Below are 12,673 nucleotides of genomic sequence, written 5' to 3' on the forward strand. Positions count from 1 at the left end.
ACGAGGAGGAGTCCCATGCAGGTGTCCTGCGCCTTCCCGACCGCCCTGAGCACGCCGGACGACATCGCCGTGGCCGAGGAGATCGGCTACGACCGCGCCTGGATCTACGACACGCCCCAGCAGAGCCCCGACGTGTGGATGACCCTGGCGCTGGCCGCGCAGCGCACCGAGCGGATCGGGCTCGGACCGGGTGTCCTCGTCCCCAGCCTGCGCCACCCGATGGTCAACGCCGCCGCCACCGCGACCCTGGCCGCGCTCGCGCCGGGCCGGGTCGCCGTCGCGTTCGGCACCGGCTTCACCGGGCGGCGCGCCATGGGGCACCGCGCCATCACCTGGTCGTTCATGGACGCCTACATCCGGGCCTACCGCGCGCTGCTGCGCGGCGAGGTGATCGAGTGGGAGGGCGCCCGCATGCGGATGCTGCACCCCGACGGGCACGCCCCGGCCCGCCCGGTCGACGTGCCGGTCCTCGTCGGCGCCCTCGGGCCGAAGGGCAACAAGGTGGCCAACGAGCTCGGTGACGGCCTGTTCGTGACGTTGCAGCAGCCCGACTTCATGACCGAGTACTCGTGGGTGCCCTACCTGGCGTGGGGCACGGTGCTCGACGACGACGAGCCCCAGGACTCCGCGCACGCGCGGGTGGCCGCCGGACCGGGCTGGGCGCTCGCGTACCACGGCGCCTACGAGTTCGCGGGCGCCGAGGCGGTCCGCGAGCTCCCGGGCGGCGCGGCGTGGATGGACGTCGTGGAGCGGACCCCGGCCGACGAACGGCACCTCGCGGTGCACGCCGGGCACTGCGTGGAGCTCAACGAGGCGGATCAGGCCGCGTGGGACGCGGGTGGCCACGTGATGGTGCGCGACGCGACGCTCACCGGGACCCCCGGCGAGGTCCGGCGCCACCTCGACGCCCTCGGCGCCCGCGGCGTCACCGAGATCGTCTACCAGCCGTGCGGTCCGGACACGCGCTCGGAACTGGAACGGTTCCACGCGGCGGCCGCCGGCGTGCGGTCGTCGGGCTGACGCTCAGCCCGACGCGCGTCCACCCGCGCTCGCCAGGGCGGTCATCAGCGGGGTGGTCGGCTCGCCGGGCCCGAGCGGCACACCGGATTGACGTGATCAACGGTGCGATGGTGGAGCAGGCGGCGCGCGCCGGTCCGCACGCCCCGGCCGAGGAGATCGTCTCCGGAACCAGGAGGAGAACGACGTGTCCACCCCGACGACCCCACACTCCCTGGAGGGTCTGCGCGTCATCGACGCCGCCTCCCTCGCCGCGGGCCCGCTCGTCGCGACCTGGCTGGGCGAGCTCGGGGCCGAGGTGATCAAGATCGAGCAGCCCGCGGGTGGCGACGCGGTGCGCCAGTGGGGGGCGCAGAAGGACGGCGTCGGGCTGATGTGGAAGAGCATCAGCCGGAACAAGAAGTCCGTGACGCTGAACCTCCGGGAGGAGCGGGGCCGCGACATCCTGCGCCGGCTCGCCCGCGGTGCCGACGTCCTCGTCATGAACCTGCGTCCGTCGACCATGACGCGGTGGGGGATCGACTACGCGTCGATGTCCACCGAGAACCCCGGTCTCGTGATGGTCCACATCACCGGGTTCGGCGCCGGCGGCCCGAAGTCCGACCACCCGGGCTTCGGCACCCTCGGCGAGGCGATGAGCGGGTTCGCCCACATGACGGGCCACCCGGACGGGCCACCCACGCTCCCGTCGTTCATGCTCGGGGACGGCGTCGCCGCGCTCAACGCCACCTACGCCGTGCTGGCGGCGCTGTACCACCGCGACGTGCACGGCGGCGGCGGGCAGCTGATCGACCTCAACCTCGTCGAGCCCCTCGCACGGCTGCTCGAGCAGCCGGTGCTGACCTACGACCAGCTCGGCGCGATCCCGACCCGCAGCGGGAACCGCTGGGACATCTCGGCGCCCCGCAACACCTACCGGACCTCCGACGACCGGTGGCTGGCCATGTCCGGCAGCGCGCCGTCGATCGCGATGCGGGCCCTGCGGGCCGTGGGTCGGGAGGACCTGACCACCGACCCGCGCTTCGCCGAGGCCCAGCGACGGCTGGAGAACGCCGCCGAGATCGACACGGTGATCGCGGACTGGGTCGCGCAGCACACCCTCGACGAGGCCATGGCCGTCTTCGAGGAGGCCCATGTCGCCGCCGCCCCGGTCTACGACGCCGAGCAGCTGCTCGCCGACCCGCAGCTGAAGGCGCGCAACGTCTACCGCAGCGTCGAAGACCCCGAACTGGGCCGGATGACGGTGCAGGGCCCGGTGCCCGTGATGACCGCGACCCCCGGCCGGGTCGACCACCTCGGACCGCCGCTCGGGCAGCACACCGACGAGGTGCTGACCGATCTGCTCGGGATCGACGACGCCGACCTGAGCTCCCTGCGCGCAGACGGAGTGATCTGAGATGGCACGTCGTCGTCCACGGCGTGGTCGCAGGGGTGTGATCAGAGCGCGCGCGCCGCGTGCAGCTCGACGAGCCGCGTGAAGATCTCCGGGTACTCCAGGTTCGTCAGGTGGCCGGCGCGGGGGAGGACCGCCAGGTCGGCCACCGGGAGCGTGCGGCGCAGCATGAGGGTCGCGTCGATCGCCTCGTCGTCGCGGTCACCCACCACGAGCAGCGTGGGCACGGTCATCGAGACCAGCCGCTCGGTGAGGTCGTAGAGCGAGGGCCGCGACGCCTGGACCCCACGCATCGTCAGGGCCGCGCCCACCGGGTCGTGCTCGGCGAGGATGCGCAGGTGCTCGTCGTGGGCGTGCTCGTCGCGCTCCCGCAGCGACAGCCGCGCCGGGCGGTTGCCGTACTCGGTGGCGACCGCGGCGCTGCCGCGCGTCTCGTAGGCCTCGGCGAGGGCGAGCGCGTCGGCGCGGAAGGCCTCGGCACGATCGGGGGCCGCCCCGTAGCCGCAGCCGGCGACGACGAGGCCGGTACAGCGGTCGGGGTGGGTCAGGCCCAGGTGCAGCGTCGCGAACCCGCCCATCGAGTTCCCGACGACGAGCGCCCGCTCGATCCCGAGGGCGTCCAGCACGGCCACCGCGTCCGCGACCGCCCGCTCCTGGGAGTACGCGGACGGGTCGGTCGGGACGTCGGAGTGCGGGTAGCCGCGCGCGTCGTAGGTGACGCAGCGGTACCGGCCGGCGAGGTGACCGAACTGGGGCGCCCAGGAGCGGTGGTCGCCGCCGAACTCGTGGAGGAACAGGATCGGCGGCGCCTCGTCGTGCGTGTCGTAGACCGCCAGGCCCACCCCGTCGTCGGTGGTCACGCGCACGTCGCCGACACCCCCTCCAGCGTCTCCAGGGCGGCGATCACCGGCGGTGTGTGCGCGGCGGCGTCCCGGACGACGGCCATGATGGTCCGCACGGGGGTCGGGCGCACCACCCGGACGGTGCAGAGCTCCGGCGGGAGACCTCGCGTCCCGAGCACGGGCAGCACGGTCAGACCGATGCCGGCGGCCACGAACGCGATCGCGGTGGGGTAGTCGGCCGCCTCGACGTGGAACGTCGGCGCGAACCCGGCCGCCGTGCACGCTTCGAGCAGCACCTCCCGGCATGCGCCGCGGGCGGCGTCGTTGTCCACCCACTGCTCGCCGGCCAGGTCGGCCAGCTCGACCTCCGCCGCGCCCGCGAGGCGGTGGGTCCGCGGCACCACCGCGACGTACGGGTCGTCGAGCAGGTGGTGGGTGGTGAAGCCGGCCCGCGGGGCCCAGCCCGGCCGCGCGACCGCGACCTGGACGTCGGGCCGCTGCGCCGGATCGTCGGGAATCCACTCCAGCAGCGAGAGGTCGAGGCGGACGTGGGGGAACTCCCGGGTCAGCCGGGACACCACGTGCGGGAGCCAGGCCGCGCCCGCGGAGGCGAAGTAGCCGACGGAGACGGTGCCGGTCCGCCCGGCGCGCAGGTCGGCGACCGCGGCCTCGGCCTCCCCGAGCCGGGCGAGCACTCCGTCGGCCTGGTCGGCGAGCGCGAGCCCGGCCGCCGTCGGGCGCAGACCGCGCCCGACCCGCTCGAACAGGTTCAGCCCGGTCTCGCGGGCCAGTGCGGTGATGTGCTGGCTCACCGCGGACGGGGTGTAGCCGAGGTTGTCGGCCGCGGCGGCGACGGTGCCGCTGGCCACGACGGAGCGGAACACGCGCAGCCGCTGGGTGTCGAGCATCCTCGAACCGTACAGTCACACTGAATCGTCGTGCAGGATTCTTCGCTGGTGCTCCCGGATCGAGCGGCGGAGGCTCGGAGTCGTGCTCACCTCTCCCGCACCCGACGCCCCGACCCGTCGTCGGGACGACCTCCTCCCCGCGCTCGCCGCGGGCGTCACCGTGCTGCTGTGGGCGTCCGCGTTCGTCGGCGTGCGCAGCGCCGGGCACCACCTCGAGCCGGGTGCGCTCGCCGTCGGGCGCATGCTCGTCGCGAGCGTCGCCCTCACCGTCGTCGTGCTGGTCCGCGGCGTGCCCGCGCTGCCGCGCGGACGACGGCTGGCAGCGGTGGCCGCGTGGGGCGTCGCCTGGTTCGGTGCCTACAACCTCGCCCTCAACGCCGCCGAGACCCACCTCGACGCGGGGACCACGGCGCTGCTGGTCAACCTGGCGCCGGTGCTGATCGCGCTCCTCGCCGGGACGTTCCTCGGCGAGGGGTTCCCGCGGCGACTGCTGGTGGGGCTCGCGATCGCGTTCGGCGGGGTGGTGCTCATCGCCGTGGCGACCTCGGGAGGCCGGGCCGACGGCGTCGGCGTCCTGCTCGGGCTCGCGGCGGCGGTGCTCTATGCCGGGGCGGCCGTGGTGCAGAAGCGACTGCTGGCGGGGACCGACGCGCTGACGATGACGTGGCTGGGCTCCCTCGCCGGCACGGCCGTGCTGCTGCCGTGGGCGCCGTCGCTCGTGACCGACCTCGCCGTCGCACCGTCGGGGACGGCCCTCACCGTGGTCTACCTGGGGCTGTTCCCCACCGCGGTCGCCTTCCTGGCCTGGGGGTACGCGCTGTCCCGGACGAGCGCCGGTCGGCTGGCGTCGACCACCTACGCCGTGCCGGCCCTCGTCGTCGCCCTGTCGTGGTTGCTGCTCGCCGAGGTCCCGGCGCCGCTGGCGTTCGTCGGCGGCGCGCTGTGCCTGGTCGGCGTGGCGGTGTCGCGCCGGTCGTGACGATGTGGCGTTGCTGTCACTGGGTGCAAGCAACGACGCATTGCTTGCACCCAGCGGTGGGTCAGTCGTCGAGGCCCAGGTGGGAGCGCAACGTCGTGCCCGCGTACTCCTCGCGGTAGAGCTTGCGGCGCTGCAGTTCGGGGACCACCTGGTCGACGAAGTCGTCGAACGTCCCCGGGAGCTGGGCGGCCGAGAGGATGAAGCCGTCCGCCTCGCCGCCGGTGAACGACACCTCGATCTGGTCGGCGACCTCGCTCGCCGTACCGACGAACTGCGGCAGCAGGATGCCCTGCGCGTAGAGCCGGCCGATGTCGCGCAGGGTCAGGCTGTCGCGCTCGGACAGACGGCGGGCGACGTCGAAGAGCCCCTGCGAACCGGGGACCTCGACCTGCTCGACCGGGGCGTCGAGGTCGTAGGCCGAGAAGTCGTGGTCGGTGTGCACGGAGAGCGTGATCAGTCCCGACACGGGGTCGGCGAGCTCGTTGTGGAACGCCTGCTTCTCCCGCGCGATCGAGTTGGTCTCCCCGACGAAGGGGATGAACGAGGGCAGGACGTTCACGTGGTCGGGGTTGCGCCCCGCGTTCGAGGCGAGGCCCTTGACGTCGTCGTAGTAGGCCCGACGACCCTCCGGCGTCGGGTCGATCTCGAAGATCGCGTCGGCCCAGCGGGCGGCGAAGGCCTTGCCCTTGGGTGACGAGCCGGCCTGGAACAGCACCGGCCGTCCCTGCGGCGAGCGCGGGGTCGGCAACGGTCCGCGGGTCCGGTAGAAGGCACCGTCGTGGTCGACCCGGTGCACCTTGTCGGGGTCGGCGAAGAAGCCGGACGTCTTGTCGCCGACGAGCGCGTCGGGCTCCCAGCTCTCCCACAGTGCGACGGCGGCCTCGACGAACTCCTGCGCGCGGTCGTAGCGCAGGTCGTGGTCGAGGGCCTTGTCCAGCCCGAAGTTGCGGGCCTCGGCGCTGGAGAGCGAGGTGACGATGTTCCAGCCCGCCCGACCCCGGCTGAGGTGGTCGAGACTCGCGAAGACGCGGGCGACCTCGAAGGGGTGGAAGTAGGTCGTGCTCTTCGTGACGGCGACGCCGAGGTTCCGGGTCACGGCGGCGATGCTCGCGACGACGAGCGACGGGTCGATCGTCGCGCTGGCCTGCGTCCCGCGCCGGAGCGCCTCGGCCTCGTCACCGCCGAAGTTGGTGGGCACGGCGAGCAGGTCGGCGAAGAACACGAAGTCGAAGAGCCCGCGCTCCAGCGTGCGCCCGACGCGGTGCCAGTAGTCGGGAGCGAAGACGTCGAGGTCGGACGCCGGGTGGCGCCACGCGGCGTGCGAGTGCGGGACGTGGGAGGCGATCTGGAAGCCACCGAGGTGGAGCTGACGGGTCACGGGGAGAGTCCTTCGGATCGGCGGAGCGCGCGGCGACGGACGTCGCGGGGCGCGCGAGGACGCACGCCACGGGCACGGACCCGGGCGGCGGACCGGATCGATCAGAAGGGCCGACAGGCGCAGCTGCAGAGGAGCATCAGATCGAGATAGCGGCGGCCCACCAGCACGCCCATCTCGGTCCTCCCCGGCCTGCGCATCGACGATGATCCTCACCGGCTCCTCGACGCCGGGTCAACAGGCGGCGCGAGCCCTGTGGCGACGGTCTCCGGCCCGGGCCCACGTCCGCCGGCGCAGGCTCACCTCGTCGCGGGCTGCCCACCACCGCCGGCCACCTCGTCGTTCTGAATCACGACGACGAGGTGGCGCGGTCCTGTCGGCAGACCGCGACAGGTGCGCCGGCGGGCCGCTGACGGCCCGCCGACGATGTGGCGTTGCTGGCACTGGGTGCAAGCAGTGACGCATTGCTTGCACCCAGGGGCGCCCAGCTACCCGTGCTGCACCGCCGCGCGACCGGCCTCCAGCCGGGCGACCGGCACCCGGAACGGCGAGCAGGACACGTAGTCCAGGCCCGAGCGGTGGAAGAAGTGCACCGAGTCCGGGTCGCCGCCGTGCTCGCCGCAGATGCCGAGCTTGAGGTCCTGGCGCACCTCTCGACCGCGCCACGACGCGATCTCGACGAGCTCGCCCACCCCGACGGTGTCCAGCGACTCGAACGGCGAGACGCCGAAGATGCCGTGGTCGAGGTAGGCGGAGAAGAACGAGCTCTCGACGTCGTCGCGGGAGAACCCCCACGTCGTCTGCGTGAGGTCGTTGGTGCCGAACGAGAAGAACTGCGCGACCTCCGCGATCTGCGCGGCCACCAGGGCGGCGCGGGGCAGCTCGATCATCGTGCCGACCTGGTGCTCCACCGGCTTCCCGTCGACCAGCGACTCCGGCTCCTGGACGACCTCCGCGATCTCCGCCGCGACGGCCTGCAGCTCCTGCACGGTGCCGACCAGCGGCACCATGATCTCGGGCAGGACCGACACGCCCTCCGCGGCCAGGGTCGCGGCGGCCCGGGTGATCGCCCGGATCTGCATCGCGAACAGCCCCGGCACCTGGATGCCGAGCCGGACCCCGCGCAGGCCGAGCATCGGGTTCTGCTCGTGCAGGCGGCGCACGTTCTCCAGCAGCGCCTCCTGCTTGTCGGTGAGCTCGCCGCGCTCGCGGGCCACCGCGACCTCGACCGACAGCTCGGTGAGGTCGGGCAGGAACTCGTGCAGCGGCGGGTCGAGGAGGCGGATCGTCACCGGCAGGCCCGCCATCGCCCGGTAGAGCGCGGTGAAGTCCTCGATCTGCATCGGCAGCAGCGCCGCGAGCGCCTTCTCGCGCTCCTCGGCGGTCTCCGCCAGGACGAGGTCCTCGACCAGCGAGCGGCGCTCGCCGAGGAACATGTGCTCGGTGCGGCACAGCCCGATGCCCTCGGCGCCGAACCGGCGAGCCAGGGCCGCGTCCTCGCCCGTGTCGGCGTTCGCTCGGACCTTCATCCGCCGGCGCGCGTCGGCGTGGCCCATGATCCGGTCGACGGCGACGACGAGCTCGTCGTCGGGATCGATCTCCCCGGTCTCGAGGTAGGACACCACGGGGCTCGCCGACACCGGGATCTCGCCGCGGTAGACCTCGCCCGAGGTGCCGTCGATGGCGATGACGTCCCCTTCGACCACCTCGACGCCGCGCGCCGTCGTGAACTTCTTCGCGCGGACGTCGACCTCGAGCTCCTCGGCGCCGCACACCGCGGTCTTGCCCATGCCGCGCGCGACGACCGCCGCGTGCGAGGTCCGCCCGCCGCGGCTCGTCAGGACGCCCTCCGCGGCGATCATGCCGCCCAGGTCGTCGGGATTGGTCTCGCGGCGCACGAGGATGACCTTCTCGCCGCGCTTCGCCCACGCGATCGCGGTCTCCGAGTCGAAGACCGCCTTCCCACCGGCCGCGCCGGGGGAGGCGTTCATCCCCGTCGTCAGGAGCTCCTTCTCCGCGTCCGGGTCGAAGCGGGGGAACATCAGCTGCGCGAGCTGGTGGCCGGTGACCCGGAGCAGCGCCTCGTCGAGGTCGATCAGGCCCTCGTCGACCAGCTGGGTCGCGATGGTGAACGCGGCGGCGGCGGTGCGTTTGCCGACGCGCGTCTGCAGCATCCACAGCTTGCCGCGCTCGATGGTGAACTCGATGTCGCAGAGGTCGCGGTAGTGCTGCTCGAGCGTCGTCATGATGCCCATGAGCTCGTCGTAGGAGCTCTTGTCCAGGCCCTCGAGGTCGGTCAGCGGCAGCGTGTTGCGGATGCCCGCGACGACGTCCTCGCCCTGGGCGTTCTGCAGGTAGTCGCCGTACACCCCGCGGGCCCCCGACGACGGGTCGCGCGTGAAGGCGACGCCGGTGCCGGAGTCCATCCCGAGGTTGCCGAACACCATCGAGCACACCGAGACGGCGGTGCCGAGGTCGGCCGGGATGCGCTCCTGGCGGCGGTAGATGTGGGCGCGCTCGGAGTTCCACGAGTCGAACACGGCGCGCACCGCGAGGTCGAGCTGCTCGCGCGGGTCCTGCGGGAAGTCCCGCCCGGCGTGCTCGCGGACGAGGCCCTTGTAGGTCTCGACCAGGGTGGCGAGGTCGCCGGCGTCGAGGTCGAGGTCGTTCTTCGAGCCCTTGGCCGCCTTCGCCGCCTCGAGCGCGTCGTGGAAGTGCTCGGCGTCGATCCCGAGGACCGTGGCGCCGAACATCTGCACGAGGCGGCGGTAGGAGTCCCAGGCGAAGCGGTCGTCGCCGGCCTGGGTGGCGAGGCCGTGCACCGAGGCGTCGTTGAGCCCGACGTTGAGGACGGTCTCCATCATCCCGGGCATCGAGAACTTCGCGCCGGAGCGCACCGAGACGAGCAGCGGGTCGTCGGCCTGGCCGAGGTGCTTGCCCATCGTCGCCTCGAGCGCGGTCAAATGTTCGGTCACCTCGGCGGCCATGCCCTCGGGCTCGGCGCCGCCCGCGAGGTAGGCCCGGCAGGCGTCGGTGGTGATGACGAAGCCCGGGGGGACCGGCAGGCCGAGGTTGGTCATCTCGGCGAGGTTCGCCCCCTTGCCGCCGAGCAGGTCGCGCTGGTCCCTGTCGCCCTCGGCGAAGTCGTACACGTACTTGGTCATCGCCCACCCCTCCGGTCCACCGACACACCCGGGGAGAAGGTGGCACGTCCGGGGGAGGAGGGCCATGCCCCGCCGACCCGGGTGGGCTACTCGCTCGATCCAGTAGATCCAGCCCACACCCCGGTCCGATCCGTGCCCTCCAACCGGCCGGTAACAGGGGAAAGCTCAACGATGGCTCAGGCGAAACGCCCTCCACCTTCCGTCGTGACTCCCCGCACGGCAGGGTGGGTGCTCCGGCCCACAGCGATCAACGAGGACTGCTCCGCATGCTCGACGACAGCCAGCGTGACCCCGACCCCGAGGGCACCGACGAGTGGCGCGAGGCCCTCGAGTCGGTCCTGGCGGTGGAGGGCCCGCAGCGCGCCCACGACCTGCTCGACGAGCTGATCGGCCAGGCCCGGCGGGCCGGCGCGCCGGTCCCGTACTCGGCGACGACGCCGTACGTGAACACGATCCCGGTCTCCGACGAGCCGCCGCACCCGGGTGACCGGGCGGTGGAGCACCGCATCCGCTCGGCGATCCGCTGGAACGCGGTCGCGACGGTGCTGCGCGCGAACAAGGAGTCCTCGGAGCTCGGCGGACACATCGCGAGCTTCCAGTCGGCGGCGACGCTCTACGACACCGGCTTCCAGCACTTCTGGCACGCGCCCTCGGAGTCCCACGGCGGCGACCTGGTGATGATGCAGGGGCACTCCTCGCCCGGCATCTACGCGCGTGCGTTCCTCGAGGGTCGGCTGACCGAGGAGCAGATGGACGCCTTCCGGCAGGAGACCGGGGGCAACGGCCTGTCGTCGTACCCGCACCCGTGGTTGATGCCGGAGTTCTGGCAGTTCCCCACGGTGTCGATGGGGCTCGGCCCGCTGATGGCGATCTACCAGGCGCGGTTCCTGAAGTACCTGGAGGGCCGCGGGCTCGCGGAGACCGCGAACCGGCACGTGTGGGCGTTCCTGGGCGACGGCGAGATGGACGAGCCGGAGTCGCTGGGCGCGATCTCGCTGGCCGGGCGCGAGCGCCTGGACAACCTGGTCTTCGTCGTGAACTGCAACCTGCAGCGCCTCGACGGGCCGGTGCGCGGCAACGGCAAGATCATCCAGGAGCTGGAGGGTCTGTTCCGGGGCGCAGGCTGGAACGTCATCAAGGTGATCTGGGGCAGCCGCTGGGACGAGCTGCTCAAGCGCGACACCACGGGCCGTCTCCACCAGCTCATGGAGGAGTGCGTCGACGGCGACTACCAGACGTTCAAGTCCAAGGACGGCGCCTACGTCCGCGAGCACTTCTTCGGGCGCTACCCGGAGACCGCGGAGCTGGTCGCCGACTGGTCGGACGAGGAGATCTGGGGCCTGACCCGCGGCGGGCACGACCCGTCGAAGATCTACGCGGCCTACTCGGCGGCGACCACGCAGACCGAGCGCCCGACGGTGATCCTGGCCAAGACGGTCAAGGGCTACGGGATGGGCGAGGCCGGCGAGGGCCAGAACATCTCCCACCAGCAGAAGAAGATGGCGGGCGAGCAGCTCACGATCTTCCGCGACCGGTTCGACCTGCCGATCTCCGACGAGGAGATCGACTCGCTGCCCTACCTGAGCTTCGCGCCGGACTCCGAGGAGGCCGTGTACCTGCGCGAGCACCGCGAGGCGCTCGGCGGGTCGCTGCCGGCGCGGCGGGCGCGGTCGGAGGCGCTGGAGGTCCCGGAGCTCTCGGCCTTCGGGGCGCAGCTCGCCGACTCCGGCGACCGGAAGATTTCCACGACGATGGCGTTCGTCCGGGTGCTCAACACGCTGCTGCGGGACAAGAAGATCGGCAACCGGGTCGTCCCGATCGTTCCCGACGAGTCCCGCACCTTCGGCATGGAGGGCATGTTCCGGCAGTTCGGGATCTTCTCCCGGGTCGGTCAGCTCTACACGCCCGAGGACGAGGGGCAGCTGATGAGCTACAAGGAGGCCGAGAACGGCCAGCTGCTCCAGGAGGGCATCAACGAGCTGGGCGCGATGTCGTCCTGGATCGCGGCGGCGACGGCGTACTCGACCAGCGACGTCCCGATGATCCCGTTCTACATCTACTACTCGATGTTCGGGTTCCAGCGCGTCGGTGACCTCGCGTGGGCGGCCGGGGATCTGCGGGCCCGCGGGTTCCTGCTCGGCGGCACGGCGGGGCGGACCACGCTGAACGGTGAGGGTCTGCAGCACGAGGACGGGCACTCGCACCTGTTCTCGTCGGTGATCCCGAACTGCGTGTCCTACGACCCGACCTTCGCCCACGAGGTCGCGGTGATCGTGCAGGACGGCCTGCGGCGGATGTACGCCGAGCAGGAGGACGTCTTCTACTACCTGACCCTGATGAACGAGAACTACCACCACCCGGCGCTGCCGGGCCTCGGCGACGACGCCGCGGAGGCGGCGACCCGCGAGGGGATCATCAAGGGGCTCTACCTGCTGCAGGAGGGGGCGCCGGTCCCGGCGAAGCGGTCCCGGTCGAAGGCCGCGCAGAAGCCGCGGGTGCAGCTGCTGGGCTCGGGGACGATCCTCAACGAGGTGCTGGCCGCGGCCGAGATGCTGGAGTCGGACTGGGGCGTCGTCGCCGACGTGTGGAGTGCGCCGAGCTTCACCGAGCTGCGCCGCGACGGGATCGACGTCGAGCGCTGGAACCTGCTCCACCCCACCGAGACACCGCGGAAGTCCTGGGTCGAGCAGCAGCTCGAGACCCGGCCCGAGGGCCCGGTCGTCGCCGCGACCGACTACATGCGGGCCTTCCCCGACCAGATCCGGGCGTTCGTCGTCGGGCGCCGCTACGAGGTGCTGGGCACCGACGGGTTCGGTCGCTCGGACTACCGCAGGGCGCTGCGTGACTTCTTCGAGGTCGACCGGCGCTTCGTCACGGTGGCGGCCCTCTCCGCGCTGGCCCGCGACGGGAAGATCGAGGCCTCGGTGGTCGCGGACGCGATCGCGCGCTACGAGATCGACCCCGAGCGCCCCGCCCCGGCGCACGCCTGACCCCG

The 12,673-nt window shown here is 72.4% G+C and carries 8 protein-coding genes; 4 read left to right on the top strand and 4 right to left on the bottom strand.

The window, feature by feature from the left end:
• The first annotated feature begins 15 nt into the window (after positions 1 to 15).
• Together ACQPYX_RS12855 and ACQPYX_RS12860 are read left to right on the top strand one after the other, a co-directional pair.
• The gene (locus ACQPYX_RS12855) at positions 16 to 1,020 is read left to right on the top strand and encodes an LLM class flavin-dependent oxidoreductase (RefSeq protein WP_433803301.1); all 1,005 of its coding nucleotides are present in this window, start codon (positions 16 to 18) and stop codon (positions 1,018 to 1,020) included.
• A 184-nt stretch (positions 1,021 to 1,204) separates the two neighbouring features.
• Positions 1,205 to 2,413 (top strand): CaiB/BaiF CoA transferase family protein, encoded by a 1,209-nt coding sequence (locus tag ACQPYX_RS12860; protein ID WP_433803302.1) that lies wholly within the window; start codon positions 1,205 to 1,207, stop codon positions 2,411 to 2,413.
• Positions 2,414 to 2,454: 41 nt separating this feature from the next.
• Here the strand turns inward: ACQPYX_RS12860 and ACQPYX_RS12865 are convergent, their stop codons facing one another.
• Both ACQPYX_RS12865 and ACQPYX_RS12870 read right to left on the bottom strand, forming a co-directional pair.
• Positions 2,455 to 3,270 carry an alpha/beta fold hydrolase gene (locus ACQPYX_RS12865; RefSeq protein WP_433803303.1) on the bottom strand — a complete coding sequence of 272 codons (816 nt, stop codon included), beginning with the start codon at positions 3,268 to 3,270 and terminating at the stop codon, positions 2,455 to 2,457.
• Positions 3,267 to 4,160, bottom strand: coding sequence for a LysR family transcriptional regulator (locus tag ACQPYX_RS12870; protein ID WP_433803304.1), 894 nt, complete (start codon positions 4,158 to 4,160; stop codon positions 3,267 to 3,269). Before ACQPYX_RS12870 ends, ACQPYX_RS12865 begins: the two co-directional genes overlap by 4 nt.
• An 82-nt stretch (positions 4,161 to 4,242) precedes the next feature.
• Between ACQPYX_RS12870 and ACQPYX_RS12875 the strand changes: the two genes are divergently transcribed.
• Positions 4,243 to 5,139 (top strand): DMT family transporter, encoded by an 897-nt coding sequence (locus ACQPYX_RS12875; RefSeq protein ID WP_433803305.1) that lies wholly within the window; start codon positions 4,243 to 4,245, stop codon positions 5,137 to 5,139.
• Positions 5,140 to 5,200: 61 nt separating this feature from the next.
• Here the strand turns inward: ACQPYX_RS12875 and ACQPYX_RS12880 are convergent, their stop codons facing one another.
• A complete protein-coding gene (locus tag ACQPYX_RS12880) occupies positions 5,201 to 6,517 on the bottom strand; it encodes an LLM class flavin-dependent oxidoreductase (protein ID WP_433803306.1) in 1,317 nt (438 codons plus the stop codon).
• 485 nt (positions 6,518 to 7,002) lie between these two features.
• On the bottom strand, positions 7,003 to 9,678 hold the full coding sequence (ppdK, locus tag ACQPYX_RS12885) for a pyruvate, phosphate dikinase (protein ID WP_433803307.1): 2,676 nt from the start codon (positions 9,676 to 9,678) through the stop codon (positions 7,003 to 7,005).
• A 266-nt stretch (positions 9,679 to 9,944) separates the two neighbouring features.
• Between ppdK and aceE the strand changes: the two genes are divergently transcribed.
• Complete coding sequence (aceE, locus tag ACQPYX_RS12890; RefSeq protein WP_433803308.1) at positions 9,945 to 12,668, top strand: pyruvate dehydrogenase (acetyl-transferring), homodimeric type; 2,724 nt, start codon at positions 9,945 to 9,947, stop codon at positions 12,666 to 12,668.
• The last annotated feature ends 5 nt before the right edge of the window (positions 12,669 to 12,673 follow it).

It is taken from the genome of Actinomycetospora sp. CA-084318, from assembly GCF_050955885.1.
In the GTDB taxonomy this organism is placed as follows: Bacteria; Actinomycetota; Actinomycetes; order Mycobacteriales; family Pseudonocardiaceae; genus Actinomycetospora.